Source organism: Burkholderia sp. Ac-20353 (genome assembly GCF_017104785.1).
Lineage (GTDB): Bacteria > Pseudomonadota > Gammaproteobacteria > Burkholderiales > Burkholderiaceae > Burkholderia.
In genome coordinates this window covers 131641-152741 of sequence record NZ_JAAGPL010000005.1, presented here as the reverse complement: position 1 = coordinate 152741, position 21101 = coordinate 131641, and the positions used below count along the sequence as shown (strand labels likewise).

Below are 21101 nucleotides of genomic sequence, written 5' to 3'. Positions count from 1 at the left end.
GTTTGCACTCGACGTTGAATTACGTCAGTCCGATGCAATTTGAACAAGACTGGCACGCCGCACAGCGAAAGGAAGCGGCATAATAAATGCTCGGTTAGCGGATACGAAATTCGCGGGCAACGTCACAGGAGCGGGTCGAGAGTGTGAGTTCGCTGAATACAGGATGCTGACGTTCGGCTACTCGATGCAGCCACTGTCAGCAATCCGCCACATTGCCGACGTCGAACCCAGGCCGCCCCAATGTCAGCAAAGGCCGAATTCCCGCCTTCACGCCACTCGCACGGCTGACGATCCGAGACTTGGCTCGCGCAGCGTATTGCAACACTGGAATTTCAGGTCGCCCATCCCGAAAACGCTCACCATTCTGTTGCTTCCCATCGCATATCATTGGGTGGGTTGACCAATAATTCATGGCGCATCTTGGTCGGACAACTTCAGTGGCGCGCACCCCAACCAAGGCGATGCCTTCAGCGTTGTCCGCTACGTCGGCTTCTATTGCAGACGTCCTTCGGCGATCCACTTCTTGGTCTGTCCCAGCGTCAGGCGATAACGAGCGCAGTTGTGGAGGTCGAGCGCACGGAGTTCAGCCTCAAGCAATGGCCGAAACTGTCCCGCCTGCTCCGGCGTCAACGACAACGCGGCGATCGCCTCGTCAGTGGTCTTGCTGTCACGCACGATATTTCCGATTGCCTCAGTCAGCGCTGCCCGGAACTGCAAACGCATCGGATCTGGGATCCCCATCGCTTCGAGCGTAACGGCGTACTTCTTGATCGAGCGTCGGTATGCCCACTCGAACAAGTCTGCGGCGATTGCGACGTCGCGATGTTCATAGACGCCCATCATCGCAAACGCGTAGTCCTGTGCATCGACGTCGAGAAAAGACAGGGGTGCGCAGTTGTACAGCATCAATGGAATATTGGCCGAGAGGCGGCTCGTGCGCTTATTGCCGTCCTCGAATGGTTGCAGATAGGCAATATTGACCCACAAAAAGAAGGCCGACTCGACCGGGCTCTTGATCTGCTGCGCCTTTGCGACGATTTGGCCAAGCATCTCCTCCAGCAGCGAGGGAACCTGGGTCGGCATGTATGTGGTGTCGCTGATGTTCACCACCTTCTGCCGAATGCTGCCCAACCCGTCTGCATCAGCGAGAAGATCCTGCATCAGGATCGCATGCAGGTTCCGAACGAGTGCCGTCGTCAAGCCATACTCAGGGACAGCATCGACCAGGAATTCGATCGCCGCTTTGTGGTTAAGCAGCATCACCGCGTCCAGATCGCCTCCCGCGATCCCGCTCTCGAATAGCTCCTTCGTCGCAAGCAAGGAATAGCGATTACCTTCAAGACGGGATGAGGACCACGACAAGTCGATGAGTAGTGGCTCCAGGACCTTGCGCGCATAGGTCCCCGCCGGCTGCTGCCCTTTCATGCGTCCTTCATCGGCCAACGCTTGGGCCAGTCGCGCTGGCAACAAGGCGCTCTCGTTGGGGCGATAGCCATCGACGAAGGCCCGTTGATAGGTCACGGGATCACGCGTCGCCAGTGGACGCGTCAGCAATGCGCGAAGTGCCTGACTTTGCGTCGACCACGAGGGGCCTGTCGCCGATGTCGGCGACGATACCGGGACAGCGGCGACTGCGGGAGCGTCCGCGAGCTGATACCGTGTGCCACGCCCGCGTCCGGCCCGCACCACCTCACCCGTGCGCACCAGGGTGTCCAGCTGACGTTTCACGGTGGACCAACTGGCTGACAGCTTCCCCGCCAGCTCCGACGAACTGGCCGAAGCGATTCCGGCGAGTGCGCGCTGGCGGAGGATAGCTAGGATCTCGTCCTTTACCGCCATGGCAATGCTCCTATCAGCTCAAATCAGCTCATTTTATCCAAAATCAGCTCACATTGGCTCACTATCAGCTCACGCCGATCAAATCAGCTCACAAGAATGCGAATTTGAGCTCATCCGGTCTCGCGTTCCTTGTGCGCCATCCTCGATGCCCGCAACCGACCTTCAAGGTACTCGCCGTCTGCGGCGAAGGATACGGCGCGGCGTCGGCGGCCTCGGTCGCCCGCGCTCTTTCAGGCGACCATGCATGCGCGGACCGCGCGTGCCGGCGGCCCGGCTTGCCCGCTCGTCAACCTGCCGACACCGCCTGCTCGCCGAGCCATTCGAGCAGCGTCTGTGTGACGAACGCCGGATTCTCCAGATTGGCGATGGGGCCCGCGTCGGGCGCGAACACATGCCGGCAGCCGATCACCCCGGCCATCTTCACGGTTTCGGCCGGCGGGCACGCCACGTCGTTCGCGCCGTACATCAGCAGGGTCCGCGCGCCGTCCAGCGCGGCGAGTGTCGACAGTGTGTCCGGTCGGCCAAAAATAATCCGGCCGAGCGGTACGATCGACTGCCGCAGTCGGTTCGTCGAAAGCTTTGCCAGCGCCTCGCGGAACGCGGCCGGCACGGCACCTGTCAGGTCTGCCCCGGGCCGGAAGAACAGCGGCACGATGGCATCGAGCAGCGGCGGCGCGATCCGGCCGGCGGCCTCGATCGCGTCGAGCATCGCGAAATAGCGCGTGCGCGTCACGTCGGGCTCGGCCTCGAGCGACGTATCCATCAAGACCAGCGCGCGCACGCGCTCGGGCTCGCGTAACGCAAGCTGTGCCCCCCACATGCCGCCGACGCTCAGTCCGACGATCGCGCATTGCGCGATGCCGAGCGCATCGAGCAGCGCACTCGCGTGAGCCGCCAGATCGCCCAGCGTTCGTAGTACACAATAAACTTGTCAACTTTGCGACATTAAAATCGTCAACTCACGGGTCCGCTCTACGTTGAATGCCGCGAAGGCTTGCTGGACAATGGTTTCCGGGACGCGAATTAAACATGTCAACTGGAAACCCGCTTGCCCGCCGTCATGCGCAGAGGCCTACCTTGCTTGGACAAGCTCCTGCCCGTTCAATCGTTTGGTACTTCACTTGATCTTGACGACGACCTTGCCCTTGGCGCGTCCCTGGGCCAGGTATTCAAGCGCTTCGTTCGCCTGCTCGAACGGAAACACCTTGTCGATCACCGGACGGATGCGTTCTGACTTGAGCAGTTCGCCAATTTCGGTGAGCTGAGCACCATCAGGGCGTACGAAGAGAAATGAGTAGGTGACGTCGTGCTTCCTTGCGAGGCGCATGATCTTGCGGCTCATCAACCCGAACACTAACACTAAGAAGAAATTCAGTCGTCGTGCGCGTGCGAACGCGGCGTCCAACGGACCGATGAGCGAGACAATCTTGCTCCCTGGTTTGAGGATACCGACGGATTTCTTGATCGCGTCGCCCCGCAGCGTGCCGAGCACCACGTCGTAGCCGTGCAGCACTTTCTCGAATTCCTGCTTCTTATAGTCGACCACCTCGTTTGCACCCAGCCTGGTTACCAGCTGAACATTGCCCGCGCTGGTGGTCGTTGCCACTTTGGCGCCAAAGTGCTTTGCCAGCTGGATCGCAAACGTGCCGATACCGCCGGACCCCGCAGGGACGAACACCTTCTGACCGGCGCGAAGATTGGCGCGCTCCTTCAAGGCTTGCCACGAGGTGAGTCCGACCATCGGAACCGAGGCAGCCTGCACAAAGTCCAGATTGGCCGGCTTTAGTGCTGCAACGCTTTCCGGCACCGCCGCGAATTCGGCGATTGAGCCTCTGCCAAGATCGAAGAGGCTGGCAAAGATGGCATCGCCTGGCTTGAAACGTGTCACGCGGCTACCGACCTCAACCACCACGCCGGCAACATCGCTGCCCAGCGTGGCCGGCAATTCGAACTTGAGGACGGGTTTGAACGTTCCCGCCGGAATCATGTTATCGATTGGGTTCAACCCCGCCGCGTGGACCTGGACCAGCAGTTCATCGGGTTTTAGCGTGGGGCGCGGAACGTCGGCGAACCCGATCTCGGGGGACTTGCCATAGCGTTTGAATGTAAGTCCTTTCATGTTGCTCTAATTCCAATGTGGTTTAAATGATGGGCCGAGTTCAGCGTACCGCCAACATCCGCGAAGCGCGTGGACGTGGTGATATGGGTGTCAGTCATCGGGTTACCTGTTACCTGTTTAGGGCTAAGCCGGGGTGTCGGTCGATAAGGCATGGCCTGGTTTTCGAGTAAGACAGAAGCCGTAGTGGTCAGGCTTCCGGTCGATAGCGATCGGCCGCGTGCGCCTGTCGAATGTCCGACATGAGCCCTTGACGCGCGCCATCCAGCGCGTCCCAGCGCCCGGCCACATACAGCGGCGAAATGGTGACCAGCTCGCGGTGATCGAAGCCGACCAATGCCGCATCAACCAGTTCGCCGACCTCCATCACCTCGGTAAGCGAATTGACGTCGATGCCGGCGCGCTCCCAGATCTCCGTGCGGGTCGCCGCCGGGAGCACCGCCTGCACGTATACGCCGCTGGGCGACAACTCGATATTCAATCCCTGCGAGAGGAACAGGACAAAGGCCTTGGTGGCGCCGTAAATCGACATGCCGAATTCGGGTGCGAAGCTCACCACCGAGCCGATGTTGACAATCGCGCCAGTACCCGACTGCACGAAGCGCGGAGCGACCGCGGCCGCGAGCCGCGTCAGCGCCGTGGTATTGAGCGTAATCAGGCGTTCGATGCCCTCAGCGGTCTGCTGCACGAAGCCGCCCGACTGACTCATTCCGGCGTTGTTGATCAGGAGGCCGATGCGAGCGTCATCGCGCAGGCGAGTCTCGACCACGACCAGGTCCGCAGGCCGGGTCAGGTCTGCCTGCAGCACGTCGACGGCCACACCGCATTCTTCACGCAGTCGCGCGGCCAGCGTATCGAGGCGCGCCTCGTCGCGCGCAACCAGCACGAGGTCGTGGCCCCGGCGGGCGAAGCGCTCGGCGTAGGTGGCGCCGATCCCGGAAGAGGCGCCGGTGATGAGAACCGTCGGAAGCGTGGTCATGGGTTATTTCCTTTGCAAGGGTCGTTCGGACGCGGGCGCAAGCAGCGCGCGCCTCATGCGGTGATGGACGGGTAGTCGGTGTAGCCCGCAGCGCCGCCACCATAGAGCGTGGCGAAGTCCGGCCGCGCCAGCTGGGCGCCGGTCTTCAGGCGTTCGACCAGGTCGGGGTTGCTGATGAAGGCACGACCGAAGGCGAACAGGTCTGCCCTGCCCTCGGTGAGCCTGGCGGTGGCGAGTTCCAGGTCGTAGCCATTATTGGCCAGATAGGTTTGCTTGAACCGGCGGCGCAGCGCGTCGTAGTCGAACGGCGCGACATCGCGCGGGCCGCCGGTCGCACCTTCGACCACGTGCAGGTAGACGATGCCCAGCGCGTTGAGCTGCCCGGCGATATAGTCGTACTGCGGCTGAGGATCGCTGCTCGAAATACCGTTTGCCGGCGACACGGGCGAGATGCGCACACCGGTGCGGTCGGCGCCGATTTCTTCCCCCACTGTCGCGACGACTTCCAGCAACAGGCGCGCGCGGTTCTCGATCGAGCCGCCGTAGGCGTCAGTGCGCTGGTTGGCTCCGTCCTTGATGAACTGCTCCAGCAGATAGCCGTTGGCACCGTGGATCTCCACGCCGTCGAATCCGGCTGCAATAGCGTTGGCCGCAGCCTGGCGAAAGTCGTTCACGATGCCCGGCAGTTCGGCGAGTTCCAGAGCGCGTGGCTCGGAGACGTCGGCAAATCCGTTGTTCACGAAGGTCTTGGTCGCTGCACGGATCGCCGACGGTGCGACCGGCGCAGCGCCGCCGGCCTGGACATCGACGTGCGAAACACGGCCGACGTGCCAGAGTTGCGTGAAGATGCGCCCGCCCCTGGCATGCACAGCCTCGGTGACCTTGCGCCAGCCGGCGACTTGCTCCGGTGTGTACAGCCCCGGGGTGTCCTGATAGCCCTGCGCCTGAGCTGACACCTGGGTGGCCTCCGTAATGATCAGGCCGGCCGAGGCACGCTGGGCGTAGTAGGTCGCGGCCAGTTCACTGGGCACCAGCCCCACGCCTGCGCGGTTGCGGGTCAGCGGTGCCATGACAAAGCGATTGGCGAGTGTCAGGCGGCCAAGGACGTAGGGCTCAAAAAGCGTCTTGTCGGTCATGTTGCGTCAGCCTCTGGTGGGAATACATCAATGATGACGATCACAATCCAATCTGTCGATGTTTTGATGACGATCGACATCAATGTATAATGGAGCCGTCACAGACATGAACCCACAGTGGTCAACAAATGAAGATCACCAAGGCACAGGCGCAGGCCAACCGGGAGCACGTTGTCGAGACGGCGTCCAGGCTGTTTCGGGAGCGCGGCTACGACGGGGTTGGCGTGGCCGATCTGATGGCCGCCGCCGGCTTTACCCACGGTGGCTTTTACAAACAGTTCCGCTCGAAGGCCGACCTGATGGCGGAATCGGCGGCCTGCAGCATCGCGCAGACCGCGGCACTGAGCGCGGGTGTGGACGCGCCGGAGTTCGTGCGGCACTACCTTTCCCGCGAGCACCGCGACACCCGCGCGACCGGTTGCACGATGGCGGCACTGGGCGGGGATGCTGCACGTCAGCCGGAAGCGGTCCGGGCCACGTTCGCGGCCGGCATCGAGAGCCTGCTGGCTGCGCTGAGCCCCGAGGGCACTGCGTTGGACGGTGCCGATCCGGACCAGGTGAGGGCCCGGTCCCTCGACATACTGGCGCACGCGGTGGGCGCCATCGTCATGTCGCGGGCCTGTCCGGACGACTCGCCGCTGGCCGATGAAATCCTTGCGGTTTGCCGCGACGAGATCCTCGCGTCACTGAGCGCGTCCGCGCCTTCGCACGACCGGCGTATCTCTGGCATTCAGCGACCAGCCGATCTCCAGAACACAGGCGGGGACAGCGCCAGGCTGACCGCCAGGACGATACAGAAGGTCAAATAGGCGGGCACCGCCTGCGCAGAGACAACTCCGAAGGCGAGCGCCGCGCAGCCCATCTGCAGAAAGCCGAGCAGGGCCGAGGCGGCACCTGCCTGCGGCCCGAAGGGCGGCAGCGCGACTGCGGTGCCCGGCGGATGGATCAGGTCCATCCCTACCAGAAACAGTGTCCATACCGCCGAGAAGTAGTAGGCGTCCACCCGGCCGATCAGCAGGGCGGCGCTTCCTGCGAACGCAATGACAATCCCGGTCCGAGCCGCATGCGTCGTTCGCGATCGATGTGCGCTAGTCGTGATGCCAGGAAGCCTGGCACCGAACACTACGAAAATCGTGGACGCGAAGAACAGAGCCAGCCCCAGCGGGAATTGGCGAGTCTATCGCCATCGACTTCCATGAAGCGCGTTAGCGCGGTGGCGTGCATCGGTCATGTTGGAATCCTTGGCAAAATTCCAGATATCCCGTGCTCGGTGCGACCTGCCGAACCATGAGGTCTTTGTCTCAAACGGACCCTTCGCCCTTCCGGCGCGCCACCCGCGGTAATTGCGTAGCCGTCGAACGCCTTCCTCGAAGCCTATTTGGCAAGGAACTCAAGCGCCTTCGGCAAAAAGTTGACCTGGTTCTGAAACACCCCGCCATGGCCGGAATCAGGATAGATAATGAGGTTGCTGTTCGGCAGGCGCTGCGCCAGCTCTTGCGAGTCCTTGCTTGGGACCATCCTGTCGCTGTCGCCGTTGACAACCAAAACCGGGTTCTTCACGACCGACAGGTCATCGGGTTCTTTGTGGCCCCAGGCGCGCAGTGCCTTCAACTGAGCAAGAAACGCCGTCACGGATATTTCCTTGTCACGGTTCTCCGAGCGTTCGTTCAATCGCGCCAGGAACGCCTTGCCAGCGGCGATGCCGTTGGGCGTGCGAGTGAAGAAAAGATACTGTTTCGGATCCTGATGGGTGAAAAAGCCGCGCAGCATGTCCTGAAAAGTGACGCCCGCCACATCGCTGATCCCCTCTCCACCGGCGGGACCAGTGCCCGCAAGAATAATCTTGCGGACCAGTTGCGGGTCCTTCAGCACGATTTCCTGGGCGACCATCCCGCCCATCGAGAAGCCAAAAAGGTCTACCTGCCTGAACCCCATCGCGTTGATGAATGTGATGGCATCCTCAGCCATCTGCTCAATCGAGTCCGACGGCGAGCCACTGGAAGCACCGACGCCCCGATTATCGAACGTGATTACATGATGCTCCGCCGCAAAGCCGTCTACCAGACGAGGATCCCAATTGTCCAACACGGCGGCCAGGTGGGTAAGAAACACCACTGGCGTGCCATCGTGGTCTTTTCCAAGCTCCCGATACGCGAAGTCCACGCCGCCCGCCGAGATGGTTTGCGTTGGCACGTTCTTCCAGTTGACCTCCAATTCCTGTTGCAGCGTCAGCGGACTTATCGTCGCGCTATCTGGCGAAACGTCGGTCGCGCCCGCAGCCGCTGAAATGAGTGTTGCTGCCAGAGCAAGTCCGAGGACGCTTGCCTTCAGTAGATGACGCATTGTATTGGTCTCCAGGGTGAGGTATTTCCAGGTGTAGAAAGGAGGCGTACGGTCAAGCCCGCATGCGCTTGGTGCGATAGTTGCCCCAACTGCTATTCACGAGGCTCTTGAGAAAGGCCATCAGGCCGCTTTCGTTCGGGCGGGGGTTGCCTCCATCGGCGATGCGCTTGAGTTGCCGCGTGTACCACAGCACTTCCATGATCCCCATGCGGTCCACCGGTTTAATGCCCGTGCTGATCGGTCGCACGCGCTGCGGGCTGTCGCGCCCTTGCAGCAGGGCAGCCGGAGCATCGGGGTCGATGGCCAACAGCCGCGCCAGACCGACAATGTCGAGTGAACCCGAACGCAGTGCGGCGTTCATGCCGTCGGCTGTGCGGAAGCCGCCGGTGACCATCAGCAACACCAGGCTCTTCGCGCGGACTTTCTCCGCGAACTCCAGGAAGTACGCTTCACGCGCGGCCGTGGAGGCCTTTCGCGGCTGCTGGAAGGCGCCGCTCATGGCCGGCGCCTCGTAGGTGCCGCCGGAAACTTCGATCAAATCTATGCCCGCCTCGGCGAGCGCGTTGATGGTGGCCATCGACTCCTCTTCGGTGAAGCCGCCGCGCTGAAAGTCAGCCGAGTTGAGTTTGATGCCCACTGGAAAATCGGTGCCGACCTGGCGGCGGATTTCTGCGTAGACCTCCATCAGGAAGCGGCGCCGGTTCTCCGGGCTACCGCCCCACTCATCAGTGCGCCGGTTGTGATGAGGTGACAGGAACTGGTTGATCAGATAGCCGTGAGCGCCATGGATCTGCACGCCGCTGAAGCCTGCCTTCTTGCAGATGGCAGCGCTGCGTCCAAAGCGCTGGATGATGTCGCGGATCTCGGCGGTGGTGGCTTCGCGCGGGGTCTCAAAAAACGCCGACATATCGTCGCGAAACGGGATGGCCGACGGCGATAGATTGCTGGCGTTCAGGCCCTTGGGCGACTGTTTGCCGGGATGGTTGAGTTGCACCCACAGGGCCGCGCCCTGATCGGTGGCCGCGCGGGCCCATTGCTTCAGGATGAGCATGTCGGATTCGTCCTCGATCACGACATTGCCAGGCTCGCCCAGCGCACGGCGGTCGATCATGACGTTGCCGGTCAGCAGCAGGCCAACGCCTGAGGCGGCCCAACGCCGGTACAACTCGACGAGCCTGGGCGTCGCATGGTTGTCGTAGGTGCCCAGCGCCTCGCTCATGGACGACTTGGCAAGACGGTTGCGGAGCACGCTGCCGTTGGGCAGGCGCAAGGGCTGGTTCAGCGGGCTGGAGTTAGATGTGGACGGATTGGCCATGGTTAGCACTCGGAAGGAGGGTTGCAAGGGGCGATTTCGCGGGAATGTGGGACATCGCGTGCTCGGTCAGCGCGGTGATGGTCAGGCTGGGGTTCACACCCAAGTTGGAACTGAGCATCGAGCCGTCGCAGACCAGCAGATTCCGATAACCGAAGACGCGGTTCTGGACATCCATCACGCCGCGCTCGGGAGAGTCCGCCATCGCACACCCCCCCATGCAGTGCGCCGTCGTGGGGATGTTGAACAGGATCTCGGTCAACAGGGTCGTGGGAATGCCGCCCAGTGCCTTTGCCCCCTTTTCAACAAACGCATTCGCTTCAGGAATAAACGTGGGGATCGGGCCGCCCTCGGTGCACAACCGCTTTTTGAACGGCCAGTACCAGCGGCGCTTGAACTGTATGTTGATAAAAGCGTCCACCGTCTGCATCACCACGAACAGGACGGTCTGGCGCGCAAATCCGAAAGGGTTGTGCACCCGCGCCGCTTTCAGCGGATGGGTCAGCAGCGTCCATAGCCATGTAAAGATCCGCGTCCACCCGGCACGCCCGCCGGACAGCAAGGTCATCATCAGGCCTGTCGCGTCCGAGCCTTCCGGGTAACGTACTGCACCGATGTGCGTGCGCTCGTCGATATAGACGCCGGCGCCACCTGCCACGCCGGGCGACATGCTCTTGTCTTTGGCTGGAAAGCGCACACCGACGAGGGACTCGGCATTGGTGCGCACGCGTTTGCCAAGGTCGTCGCTGATGCGCGGCAGGGAGCCGCTGTGCTTGAGCCGGAACAACAGCTCCATTGTGCCCAGTGAAGAAGCGGCAAATACGACACCGCGGCAGCGGAAGCTACGCCGCTGTTTGTCGAACCAGGCGGTCGAACGCTCGGTGAAGACCTCGTAGCCGTCGCTACCGTCCTCCTTGCCGTTGAGCGGGCGCACGTCCACCACCTTGGTTTCGGCAAAGATCTGCGCACCACGTTTTTCCGCGAAGTAAAGATAGTTCTTGTCGAGCGTGTTCTTGGCGTTGTGCTTGCAACCCACCATGCAGCCGCCGCAACCGACGCAAGTTCCGCGCTCCGGACCTTCGCCGCCGAAGTAGGGATCAGGATAGGTCTTGCCGCCGGCCTCGCCATTGGGAGCAAAGAACGTTGCTACACGGCCGCTGTGGTACGTGTCGCCCACGCCTTGCAAGTCCGCCATCTTCTTGAGCCGCAGATCAGCCTCGCCCAGAATCTTGTTCTCGGTCACGCCCAGCATTCTTTCCGCCATGACGTAGTACTGCGGCATGGTGCGCTTCCAGTCCGTCAGGCCTGCCCAGGAACCCTCCTCCCACACTCTGTCGGGCGGAACCAGCAAGGCGTTGGCGTAGGTGATCGAGCCGCCGCCGACGGCGTTGCCGCTCAAGACCATCACGTGGCGGAAAATGCGCATGTTGTAGAAGCCGAACATTTTCAGGCCAGGTTTCCACATCCAGCGCCGCGCGTCCCAGTTGGTCCTGGGAAAATCCTCGGCCGTCCAACGCCGCCCCATCTCCATCACGCCAACCGAATAGCCCTTCTCGGTCAGCCGGCAGGCGGACACGCTGCCCCCGAAGCCTGAGCCGATGACGATGTAGTCGAAGTCGTAGGAAGCATTCATTGCGGGCACCTCGCGCCCGCACCGGTGGTGCCATCAACGCGGGCATCAGCGTGCAAGATGTTCATGGTTTGTCTCCGTTTTTCCTGGTTTGACGGTTCGAATAGTGGAAACCGAACGTCCGCCTTGAGGACGATTTGCATCGCCAACGCGAACCCGCTCCTTATCAGCGCCCACACGCAATCAACTTCGACGCTTGGTTTTGGGTGAATTCGCCTGACATGCACAGCTCGGCGTCCGACTGTCGCGCGACGCGGCGGTCAGTCAATGTTGCGAAGCTCTCGTCGAAGCATCTTTCCCACGGTCGATTTCGGAAGTGCGTCGACGAAACGGATACTCTTGGGCACCTTATACGCCGCCATGCCGGCACGACAGTGAGCGACCAGAGCTTCCCCAGTCACGTCGGCTCCGCGTTCCTTGATGACGAACAGCTTGAGCGCCTCCCCTGTCTTTTCATCCGGCACGCCAATGCACGCGCACTCAGCGACGCCGGGAAAGGTGGTCGCGACCGCTTCCACTTCGTTTGGGTAGACATTAAAGCCCGAGACGAGAACCATGTCCTTCTTGCGGTCAACGATCTTGAGGAAGCCCTCGTTATTGAAGATGCCGACATCACCCGTGCGGAAGTAACCGTCAGTGGTGAACGCTTTGGCGTTTGCCTCGGGATCCTCCCAGTATCCGGACATCACCTGCGGTCCCTTGACACATATCTCTCCGGACTCGCCAATGCCGACCTCCCCGTCCTTGTCGCCCAGCAGCCTGACATCGGTGGAAGGCACGGGCAGGCCCGTGCTGCCAGTGAAGTCGCTAATAAACTGCGGGTTAAAAGAAACGACAGGCGAAGTCTCCGACAACCCGTAACCCTCGCGAATGAAGCTGCCCGTCACCGATTTCCACCTCTCCGAGATAACGTCGATCACCGCCGCCCCGCCGCCAGCGGAAAGCTTCAGTCTCGACCAGTCCACCTCGGTCAGGCGCGGATGGGCGGCCAGCCCGGCGTACAGCGTATTGACACCCGCAAACACTGTCGGCCGCGCGGCCTTCAGCACATCGATGCAAGCATCGGTATCTCGCGCGTTGACTACGAGCCAGTTTTCGGCGCCGACGGAGAAATAGGTCAGGAAGTTCACCATGAGCGCGAAGATGTGGTACAGCGGAATCGCGGTCACGACAACCTCCGCGCCAGGCCGCTGTGCATCGGGCATGAAAGCCTTGAACTGCTCGATGTTGGCGATGAGATTACGGTGCGACAACGCGGCGCCCTTCGACAGCCCGGTCGTGCCGCCGGTGTACTGCAGGAAGAGCAAATCAGTGCCGCTCACTGTCACCGGATCGAATTCGAGCTTCTCGCCCAGGTCGATTGCTGCCTGCAGAGTGATTCCTTCGCATGCCGACTCATTGATGGCGCCCCCTGGAATCGCAGCGTCACCGTCGTCCGGGCCCGCTGTGATCACGTTTCTGACGCGCGTCTTGCCAGCCACTTGCGCAAAGGTGGACGTTGAACCGCTGTGGACGACGATAACTTCGGCGCCCGCGTCGTTAAGCTGATGCTCGAGCTCCCGCGCCGTGTATAGCGGATTGACGTTGACCTGGATCCCGCCGATTTTTGCAATGGCAATGAAGGCGATCGGAAACGACAGCACGTTCGGCAGCATCACAGCCACACGATCGCCTTTTTTCACGCCGACCACTTTTTGCAGGTAAGCGGCGAATGCAAACGAGAGACGGTCGATATCCGCATAGGTCAGCGTCCGACCGACGCCGCGGAAGGCTGGCTTGTCGGAGAACTGGCACATTGCGCTTTGCAGCAGCGCATTCACGGAAGGATAGCGATCGGCGTCGATCTCGGGGGGAATCGAGCCGTACGACCGGATCCAGTGTCTTTTGCTCATTTGGGTCTCCATAGTCCGCTAATGCGAAGGCCTCATGCAGTCGGGCCCGCTACTGAGTCATGCCCGCTGGCGGAAACGTCAGGCGAGAGTCGCCCGAGTCGAAGACCAACGATGCGTGGACCGCAGGCTGCGGTTACGTCCATCAATATACACTTTATATAACGATGGTACTATACAAATAGTATAGTTATACATGTGACGAACACTTTGGGACCTAGACTCACCCGTGGTCGCGCAGGCCATGGGGCCTAGCGCCAGCGACCCGGCCATCATCGAGTTCGCGTGGCAGGTTTCCCGCCTAGTCGGTGACTATCGCGTTCCGCCCCGCTTCGCTTGCGCAGGGCCTTGTACAATGTGACATGCCAAACAAAACCTACGGTCAACTTTGCCCAATGGCCCGCGCGCTGGACGTCCTGGGGGATCGGTGGACACTGCTCGTGATCCGCGAACTCCTGCTGGGTCCGAAGCGGTTCAAGGATCTGCTGGCGATCCTGCCTGCCATGGGCGCAAACCGGTTGTCCGAGCGTCTTGCCATGCTGGTGGAGAGCGATGTTATCCAATCGACCAAGCTGCCAGCGCCCGCCGCGGCACCAGCTTACGAACTGACGGAATTGGGTGAACAACTGCGCAAACCGGTGATCGCGCTTGGACTCTGGGGGCTTAGCCTGCCGGTCGACGTGCGCATCGATCCATCGAGTGCCCGTGCGGAACTCATCGCACTGTGCCTGACGGGTTCGAGCGATCCGGCGTCAAGCGCCGGCTTGCGAGCGGTGTACGAATTTCACGTGGGGGCGGAAGTCTTCCATGTCCCGGTGAACGACGGGAAGGTGCTGGTGCGCTCCGGCCCTAGCGCGGAACCCGCCGACGTCAAGATACAGTGCGACATGGAAACATTCATGGCGTTGGCCCTGCGCCAGATCACCCCAGCACATGCGCTCCGCGAGGGGCGCGCAACTCTGCTGCAAGGAAGCCGGCAAGCTTTTACGCAGGTATTCAAGGTTCTCGAGTACAGGCCCTGAGGCGTTGCCTTGTCGGTCTTCGCACCATGCCAATCGGCCGGCTCGCGCGTGAGCACGCTTACCTTTGTCGCCGATGCGAGAAGAGGCAGTGAATAGACGACGGCATGCCGTTTTTCCACTGCCGGCCGGCGAGTCGCGATAGCGATATTCAGGCCGCCGCGCCGAACCCACTCAAAGCGGAACTCGGACCCAAGGCTGGCGGGTCCGTCTACGCCGGCTATTAGCGACGCGACATCGCTCGAAGCTGTCTCCAAATAAATTGCGGGACGCCGTGACAAACCTCTCATCTGCTGGCAAACAATGCCAGCATTGCGCCACTTAACCAGTGGGAGCAAAGCTGCGATCCCTCCGCTCCACCCTCAATGCCGTCGATATCTGCGGCGAACTCAACTGCACCTGCCGGGTGTTTTGCTACCCGAAGCCCCTGCGGGCGAGGCGGGCGGCTTCATTTAACCCCAAACCTGGAGTAGGAGCCGCACGGCATTCCGGTTTGCGCGTCATGCCAGCCTGCGACTCAATGACCCAAGGACCGAATGCCGGTGCTCCGAGCACTTCGACATTCACCCTGGTTCACTGAATCACGAAAATCGTGCGTGATCTGCGAGCCGGATCGGCATGCCGCGCCCCTGTCGGCTCTCCCCATGGCAGACGATTCGGGTTTCTACCGACTATACATTTAATATAGTGCATATACTATACGAATTGCATAGTTCAAGTGCCGCCGCTGTAAGTCTCACTTCAGATTATGAAAACGCACGCGCTTCGGAGCGATCGTTCGCGACGCCACTGCCCGCCGCAGGTGCGGGGACGTCAGTCGCTTCCCTCCATCACACCGGACGCTCCGCGCTCGGATCGCTGACCGAGCTACGGCCACATCTCGTTTATCCGTGAAGCCGACGCGATCACAGACGCGCGACCGCAGTGGCCAGACACGCTGCCAGTTTCGTAGAAAACGATCTGGACAACGGGACCTGAAATCCATGGGTCCGCCCAGCTTTGAACCGCACACAGGAGGCAATGATGTTCAGAAAGGGACGCTCTATCGCGCAGGCGATTGCATCGGGCAACTATCACCAGATCACGGTATACCGCACGACCGAATCTGGAACTCGCCGCATTGTGCGCCACTACGACCCGCCTGCGTGCGAGTCACTCGATGAGGTTGTCGAGAGCTACCGAGGGCTGTTTGGCAGCCTGAGCGAAGGCTTCACCGCAGAAGGCAGTCGTATCGCCGGTGGCTCGAATCGGGGCCGCTATATAGAAGACGTTTGCGACGTGACCGAGTGCCTTCGATAGCGCCGTCGCGGCCGACTTCGCAGTTCCTTTGCCGTTTCACCTCATCATCCATAAAGTTAAAACCGGAGGAGACAGCGTGTTGCAGAAACGAGTATTTGCAGTTGCCGCCGCACTGATGACAAGCACGGCCGCTCACGCACAACGCGCGGGAGATTTCGTCGTGAACCTGGGCTGGTTCCATTTCGCACCACAGGACTCCAGTAAGCCGCTCACGGTCAACGCACTCGGCACCAGCGTGACGGCGGCGGGCTCAGGCACATCAGTTGACAATGCCGATACGATCGGGTTCGCTGCTACATATTTTTTTACCGATCACATCGCCACCTCGGCCGTAGGAGGCATTCCGCCCAAGTTTCGGTTATCCGGCAGCGGGTCGCTCAGCGCGCTCGGACGGGCTGGCTCAGCATATGAGTGGAGCCCGACAATATTGCTGAAGTACTACTTCAATGACGCCAGGAGCAACCTGCGGCCGTACCTTGCGGCGGGTGCGTCTTACGTCTGGTTTAGCGGAGCGAAACTGGAGCCGGCGGCGGCTAGCGGGGCACTTTTATATTCGCCGATCCTCGGGACCGCCCTCGAGGGGCCGACTACCGTCAAGCTAAGCCGCCAGTTTGCACCGGTGATCAATGCGGGCCTGACCTACAACATCACCGAACATTGGTCGGTTGATGCATCGCTTTCGTATATGTGGCTGTCCACTCGTGCAACGCTGACGACGCAGTCGAAGCTGGGTACTGTCACGAGCAATGCGAAGCTCAAGGTTGATCCCATCATTTCGTTCGTGTCCCTCGCATACAAGTTTTAGCGCTCACCCATCCGTATGAGGCGCGGGATCGATCCCGCGCCTCATACGTTAGGTTAGTTCTAGCCACGCACTTTTAAACGCAAGGCCTGTTCGGGTTTATGTTCCTGCAGTCCGACCTGTTTCGCCGCCACATGTTAATCGACCTCAGCAATCTATCGTCACTTCACCCGGTCTTTTGCGGCTCATTTGCTACGCGGGTTTCACGCTGACGTGATTCTTCTCCTACGTCCTGCCGTGGGCCAGGATGGCCCACGCAGCGCGTGCCATCTTGTTGTCTCCTGGATCGCCTTCTGCCATGTAGACGGCACTTTGGCGTGACACATCACCGAGCGCGCGCCGTGGACCAACAGCGTGCGCAGATAACCGCCTCGCCGCAAATCGCGTTTTCCACGGACTTCATCACCTTGCCCGTGTCAGCAAGTCACCGCCGCTTCGGCTCACTTCCTCTCGCAGCCGAGGAAGGGCATGCCCGGGTACTGCCATGTCAACTCCACCGGGCCCTGCATTCCAAACATGCTCAAGCAGCTTCACCCGATATGAGCGGGCTGCGCTGGCGGGCGTCTGGAGGTTATGTCCCCGCACCAGGCCTGATTTGGCATGGTGGCCTGAAGTTCTGGTTCAACCGTCGGCGCTGCCGGCAGGTCGTGCTGCAACTGGTCGTCGCATTGAATCTGTGCTTTTGCCGGCAGCGAAGCCCGAGCTTTTTGCGCAGCCGCATTATGCGGTGAACTCCGACTCCCATGCCGTGCCCGTCGAGGTGTTTCTGCAGGCGCTCGGGGACAAAGCTTGCGCGCTGTGCTGATGCGCCGCCAGTACTTCTGTTCGAGGCGCGGTTCCTGCTGTGCCCACAGCGACACAAGGCCGTATGCGCCAAGCGTATTACCCGCTCGCCGAAACGCCCAGCAGCCGGCACATCGGCGGCACCGCATAGTCCTGTCGCATCTGCACAATGACGCCGCACCTCACCGCGACTCCTTCGAGAAGTAGACCGCCTTATTGCGACAGATCCGTCGCGGGTGCACTCGGGAGCCGATCCATCGCGTACTCGGCGAGGGCGGTGATCGTGAGCGCGGGGTTGACGCCTGGATTCGCGGGCAGCGCGGCGGCGTCGCAGACGATCATGTTCTCGTAACCGAACACTTTCAGCTTCGCATCGATGACGCCGGTGGTCGCGTTCGAGCCGATGACCGCCCCGCCGAGGATGTGCGCCGTCCATGGGGCGTTGCGGAAGGCTTCGGTCAGTGTGCTGCCCGCAACCCCACCCGTTTCGTCGGCGAGCCACTTCGCGACCTTGTGCCCGACGCCGAGGAATGTCGGGGCGGGGCGGGACTTGTCGATCTCGCTGACGAGCGTGTAGCCGTTGCCGGTGCTACGCTTCTCCGCGCGTAACCGGACCGCGTTGTCGCGAGGCTGCATGACGAGCATCGCCAGTGATCGGGCGCTCCAACCCTCGGATTGCTTGGTTGCCTTCCACCGTCTCGGGTGAAGGATGACGTTCGTCAGCCACTTGATGCGACGGACGAAGATGTTCCCCTTGCCTGTGAGGACGGTGAACTTGCCCTGCCATGCGTCGGCGTGCTTCCCGACGGTGAGGAGTTCGACCTGGGTGTCCCCGTCGAAGAGCAATCGGCTGGGCGCTGTGACGTCGCGCCATGCCTCGAGATCATGGGGGAACTGGACGCTGAGGAAGGTCTCGCTGTTTGTGCGGACCAGGTGCCCGAGTCTGTCGCTGATCCGCGGTAGTGATCCTCGGTACTTGCAGTCTGCGAGCAGCTCGTTGGTTGCGACAGCTCCGCCGGCGAAGACGACGCCGCGCGCAGTGTACTCAGAGCGGGCGCGGGACCCGTCGGGGCTGCGTTGCTCTACGACCAGCCGATAGCCGTCTGCGCCGTCGGCTGCGCCGAGGGGCCGAACGTCGATGACCTCCCGCTCCGGAATGATCCGGGCGCCCCGCTTCTCCGCGAACCAGAGATAGTTCTTCGTCAGCCTGTTCGCCGCGCCCGTGCGGCATCCGATCATGCAATCGCCGCAACGTCTGCATCCGGTCCGTGCAGGTCCTTCGCCGCCGAAGTAGGGGTCATCGACTGTCTTGCCGGGTTCGCCGAAGAACACGCCGGTCGGCGCAAGCCTGAAGCCGTCGGAGACCCCGAAGTGCTCGCCGATGCGTTTGGTCAGCTGGATCGAGACCGAGTCCCACGGGGATTCCCGCACGCCGAGCATGAACTCCGCCTTGGCGTAGTGCGGGTCAAGCGCCGTCTCCCAGGACTCGAGGCCTCGCCACTGGGGGTCGTTGTAGAACCCCTGCTGCGCACGGAAGAGTACCCCCCCGTACATGAGGCTCCCACCCCCGACGCCCGTCTGCGAGGCGGTCTCGACATGTTGATACGCGACATCTCGGAGGATGCCGTAGAGCCCTTGCTCCGGGGCCCAGACGAATTTTTCGATCTCGGTTGTCGATGTGGGTAGATCACTGTCCTCGTAGCGACGACCGCGTTCGATCACGCCGACCCGGTACCCCTTCTCGGTCAGCCGGAGAGCGGCGACGCTTCCGCCGAATCCGGACCCGACTATCGCCCAGTCGAAGTCGAACTCCGAGTTCGGCGAGGCCTGCGGTGCGCTGTCGCGCGTTGTCTCTGAGTTTGCATTCCTCATTAAAGTCTCCATATGCTTATGTAATACGCAAGTCCGTATATCGCACTGTTCGGTCAAAATGCCACTACCATCTTCGCCCAAACCGCCTCCCCGGCCGATCGATTCCGCACGAGAAACTCCTTCACGACGCGTGCCTCGACGCTGACCTTGGTGAACTGATAGCGTAAGCCGGGACCCATCGCGAAGACCTGCCCACGAAATCCGTCTCCGGCTACCGATTGAGCGTTTTGTACATCGTCCGTCGTCTGCTTGATGAAATAGCCGGAAATTCCGACGCGGGCCGCTGGCGTGACCGCATAGCTCGCCGAGTAGTCAAAGTGGAACAGGTTTCCGGAGTGGTAATTCGTGTCATTGTTCGGCGAATTGAAGCTGTAGGTCACCTTCGCGGACAATTCCACCCTCTCGTTCGGCAACCACGACACGGCGAACACCGGCCGCGCCGTATAATAATTTTTGCCGATGTTCAGAACCGCGTTCTTGTCGTACTGACCGGTGGGCAATACGAACTCGACGGCCGCCGCAGTCCGAAGCGTGCCGGTTTCCCACGCGATTAATGCCGGACTCACGACCAGGTCGCCGAGATTGGTTCGGTCGGATGGCATCCCGCCTGCACTCAGCGAAAGCCGTGCGACCGGCAGTACCGCATAGGCTCCGTAGCGTCCGCCCAGCAACGACAGATTCGACATATATACGACGCGAGGAATCAGCAAGTCGGCGTCGAGCTTAAACCCCGGCACCGAATTGTTGCCGTGCGAATCGTTGAAGTGCGACGCATGGTAATGCGAGTAATACAGGATGCCGTACAGGCCAGCTGGCGGCAACGCGCCGGCGAAAAACGCCTCGGCACCTTCGCCGATGTTATCGCTTCCCCCTTCTGTGGCAAACGCAACCGAACTTAATGCCATGCTCGCGCATACCACCAGAACGCCCAAGCTAGGCGTCACATTCCGCTTCATCCTTTGTCTCCATATTTAGTTATACGAAATTAATATGTTATTCCCGTACTTCTTGCTTCTTCGCACGGCGTGTGTGGCTCACCACATTCTGCAGGTTTAAATCGGCATGTACGGAAGCAACCCACGCATTCCCGCACGAGCAAGTACCGACCGCTTTTTTGACCCTGGTTTGCCGACTATCGACCTATCGGGGGACGCGCAGTTGCGATGCCGACCGCAGGCGAGAACATAAGCCGAACTTCATCACAGGGATTTTTAGAATACCGGTGCGCCTTGGGGGGCGCCAGTGGCACCACCGTCGATAACTAGCTCCGCCGCATGCATGCTGCTTGAGCGATCGGAAGCCAGGAAGAGCGCGGCGTGGGCCACCTCCTCTGCGTTATTGAGCCGGCCAATCGGGATGCTTCTGATTAATCCCTGCTCGATTTCCTGCACCTGGGCTTCCGTTTGCGCCAGGGTGTTCCAGATTGGAGTTCGCGTAGCACCAGGAACCAGCGTGTTCACGCGGATGCCTTTAGGCGTTAGCTCTGAGGCCAAGGAGCGCGCCATCCCCGAAATCCCGGCTTTACTCGCGGCATAGACTCCGAATCCGGCGTATCCCATCGTGGACATGACTGAGCCAACGAGAATAACCGATGCGCCAGAGCGCAAGTGAGGAAGGGCGGCCTGTACGGAATAGAAGCTGCCGGCAATATTTATCGTGAGGACACGTTCAACAGTCTCAACGGACGCGCCGTCCAAAGGGGTAGTGGATGCAACGCCAGCGCCTGCAAACAGGACATCGATATGGCCAAACCGATCACCAACCTCTGCAAACGCAACGCCGAGGGTCTTGGGGATCGTGACGTCTGCCTGAATTGCCATTACGTTGGCACCAAGCTGATTTTTAGCAGCGCTGAGGTTTAGAGAATTGTTGCTAATGATCGCAACGGCGGCACCCTCTGCGAGGAATAAACGCGCGCAGGCCAACCCAATTCCGCTGTCTCCGCCTGTGATAACTGCTACTTTATCTTTGAGTTGCATTCGTGTCTCCATCCATTGTCATGAGATGATGATGTGCAGGTTCCTGTCCTGCGCTCTCACCGGAGATGATTCAGCGACCTCCGTCTCCCAGTCGCTTGCCAGT

The 21101-nt window shown here is 61.0% G+C and carries 15 protein-coding genes and 3 pseudogenes; 4 read left to right on the top strand and 14 right to left on the bottom strand.

The genetic code is table 11. The annotated features are described in order from the left end of the window. Window positions 1-492 precede the first annotated feature (492 nt). From G3N94_RS02420 to G3N94_RS02400, 5 genes and pseudogenes are all read right to left on the bottom strand, one after another. A complete protein-coding gene (locus tag G3N94_RS02420; protein WP_205790477.1) occupies window positions 493-1839 on the bottom strand; it encodes a Fic family protein in 1347 nt (448 codons plus the stop codon). 286 nt (window positions 1840-2125) lie between these two features. Then, window positions 2126-2749 (bottom strand): annotated as a pseudogene (locus G3N94_RS02415) (alpha/beta hydrolase); the annotation flags it as partial. Between the two features lie 207 nt (window positions 2750-2956). Next, the gene (locus G3N94_RS02410; RefSeq protein WP_205790476.1) at window positions 2957-3958 is read right to left on the bottom strand and encodes an NADP-dependent oxidoreductase; all 1002 of its coding nucleotides are present in this window, start codon (window positions 3956-3958) and stop codon (window positions 2957-2959) included. Window positions 3959-4145: 187 nt separating this feature from the next. Further along, a complete protein-coding gene (locus G3N94_RS02405; RefSeq protein WP_205790475.1) occupies window positions 4146-4934 on the bottom strand; it encodes an SDR family oxidoreductase in 789 nt (262 codons plus the stop codon). Window positions 4935-4987: 53 nt separating this feature from the next. Beyond that, window positions 4988-6070, bottom strand: coding sequence for an alkene reductase (locus G3N94_RS02400; protein ID WP_205790474.1), 1083 nt, complete (start codon window positions 6068-6070; stop codon window positions 4988-4990). Between the two features lie 128 nt (window positions 6071-6198). Between G3N94_RS02400 and G3N94_RS02395 the strand changes: the two genes are divergently transcribed. Further along, window positions 6199-6879, top strand: a complete 681-nt coding sequence (locus G3N94_RS02395) for a TetR family transcriptional regulator (RefSeq protein ID WP_205790473.1) — start codon at window positions 6199-6201, stop codon at window positions 6877-6879. 565 nt (window positions 6880-7444) lie between these two features. Here G3N94_RS02395 and G3N94_RS02390 read toward each other — a convergent pair. The 4 genes from G3N94_RS02390 to G3N94_RS02375 form a co-directional block, all read right to left on the bottom strand. Beyond that, entirely contained in the window at window positions 7445-8413 is a 969-nt protein-coding gene (locus tag G3N94_RS02390; protein WP_205790472.1) for an alpha/beta hydrolase, read from the bottom strand. Between the two features lie 52 nt (window positions 8414-8465). After that, window positions 8466-9728 (bottom strand): NADH:flavin oxidoreductase/NADH oxidase family protein, encoded by a 1263-nt coding sequence (locus G3N94_RS02385; protein ID WP_205790471.1) that lies wholly within the window; start codon window positions 9726-9728, stop codon window positions 8466-8468. After that, window positions 9706-11358 (bottom strand): GMC family oxidoreductase, encoded by a 1653-nt coding sequence (locus G3N94_RS02380; RefSeq protein WP_205790470.1) that lies wholly within the window; start codon window positions 11356-11358, stop codon window positions 9706-9708. The genes G3N94_RS02385 and G3N94_RS02380 overlap by 23 nt, the downstream gene beginning before the upstream one ends. Before the next feature lie 257 nt (window positions 11359-11615). Beyond that, window positions 11616-13247, bottom strand: a complete 1632-nt coding sequence (locus G3N94_RS02375) for an AMP-binding protein (protein WP_205790469.1) — start codon at window positions 13245-13247, stop codon at window positions 11616-11618. Between the two features lie 359 nt (window positions 13248-13606). Here G3N94_RS02375 and G3N94_RS02370 point away from each other — a divergent pair, with 359 nt between their 5' ends. From G3N94_RS02370 to G3N94_RS02360, 3 genes are all read left to right on the top strand, one after another. Next, window positions 13607-14266, top strand: coding sequence for a winged helix-turn-helix transcriptional regulator (locus G3N94_RS02370; RefSeq protein WP_346778629.1), 660 nt, complete (start codon window positions 13607-13609; stop codon window positions 14264-14266). A gap of 1017 nt (window positions 14267-15283) precedes the next feature. Next, window positions 15284-15562, top strand: a complete 279-nt coding sequence (locus G3N94_RS02365; protein ID WP_205790468.1) for a hypothetical protein — start codon at window positions 15284-15286, stop codon at window positions 15560-15562. A gap of 76 nt (window positions 15563-15638) precedes the next feature. Beyond that, entirely contained in the window at window positions 15639-16367 is a 729-nt protein-coding gene (locus tag G3N94_RS02360) for an OmpW family outer membrane protein (RefSeq protein WP_346778628.1), read from the top strand. Between the two features lie 222 nt (window positions 16368-16589). Here G3N94_RS02360 and G3N94_RS42125 read toward each other — a convergent pair. From G3N94_RS42125 to G3N94_RS02340, 5 genes and pseudogenes are all read right to left on the bottom strand, one after another. Further along, a pseudogene (locus G3N94_RS42125) lies at window positions 16590-16741 on the bottom strand (IS110 family transposase); the annotation flags it as partial. Between the two features lie 192 nt (window positions 16742-16933). After that, a pseudogene (locus tag G3N94_RS42120) lies at window positions 16934-17354 on the bottom strand (IS3 family transposase); the annotation flags it as partial. A gap of 6 nt (window positions 17355-17360) precedes the next feature. Beyond that, window positions 17361-19019, bottom strand: a complete 1659-nt coding sequence (locus G3N94_RS02350; protein ID WP_205790466.1) for a GMC family oxidoreductase — start codon at window positions 19017-19019, stop codon at window positions 17361-17363. A gap of 53 nt (window positions 19020-19072) precedes the next feature. Continuing rightward, window positions 19073-19975, bottom strand: coding sequence for a transporter (locus G3N94_RS02345; protein WP_205790465.1), 903 nt, complete (start codon window positions 19973-19975; stop codon window positions 19073-19075). Between the two features lie 255 nt (window positions 19976-20230). Next, complete coding sequence (locus tag G3N94_RS02340) at window positions 20231-20998, bottom strand: SDR family oxidoreductase (RefSeq protein ID WP_205790464.1); 768 nt, start codon at window positions 20996-20998, stop codon at window positions 20231-20233. Window positions 20999-21101: the final 103 nt, after the last annotated feature.

Bases quoted from the DNA above. Each gene is read 5' to 3' on its own strand.
- G3N94_RS02385 (WP_205790471.1), bottom strand. From the start codon at position 9,728: ATGGCCAATCCGTCCACATCTAACTCCAGCCCGCTGAACCAGCCCTTG.
- G3N94_RS02400 (WP_205790474.1), bottom strand. From the start codon at position 6,070: ATGACCGACAAGACGCTTTTTGAGCCCTACGTCCTTGGCCGCCTGACA.
- G3N94_RS02375 (WP_205790469.1), bottom strand. From the start codon at position 13,247: ATGAGCAAAAGACACTGGATCCGGTCGTACGGCTCGATTCCCCCCGAG.
- G3N94_RS02405 (WP_205790475.1), bottom strand. From the start codon at position 4,934: ATGACCACGCTTCCGACGGTTCTCATCACCGGCGCCTCTTCCGGGATC.
- G3N94_RS02345 (WP_205790465.1), bottom strand. From the start codon at position 19,975: ATGAAGCGGAATGTGACGCCTAGCTTGGGCGTTCTGGTGGTATGCGCG.
- G3N94_RS02420 (WP_205790477.1), bottom strand. From the start codon at position 1,839: ATGGCGGTAAAGGACGAGATCCTAGCTATCCTCCGCCAGCGCGCACTC.
- G3N94_RS02340 (WP_205790464.1), bottom strand. From the start codon at position 20,998: ATGCAACTCAAAGATAAAGTAGCAGTTATCACAGGCGGAGACAGCGGA.
- G3N94_RS02410 (WP_205790476.1), bottom strand. From the start codon at position 3,958: ATGAAAGGACTTACATTCAAACGCTATGGCAAGTCCCCCGAGATCGGG.
- G3N94_RS02380 (WP_205790470.1), bottom strand. From the start codon at position 11,358: ATGAATGCTTCCTACGACTTCGACTACATCGTCATCGGCTCAGGCTTC.
- G3N94_RS02350 (WP_205790466.1), bottom strand. From the start codon at position 19,019: ATGAGGAATGCAAACTCAGAGACAACGCGCGACAGCGCACCGCAGGCC.
- G3N94_RS02370 (WP_346778629.1), top strand. From the start codon at position 13,607: ATGCCAAACAAAACCTACGGTCAACTTTGCCCAATGGCCCGCGCGCTG.
- G3N94_RS02365 (WP_205790468.1), top strand. From the start codon at position 15,284: ATGATGTTCAGAAAGGGACGCTCTATCGCGCAGGCGATTGCATCGGGC.
- G3N94_RS02390 (WP_205790472.1), bottom strand. From the start codon at position 8,413: ATGCGTCATCTACTGAAGGCAAGCGTCCTCGGACTTGCTCTGGCAGCA.
- G3N94_RS02395 (WP_205790473.1), top strand. From the start codon at position 6,199: ATGAAGATCACCAAGGCACAGGCGCAGGCCAACCGGGAGCACGTTGTC.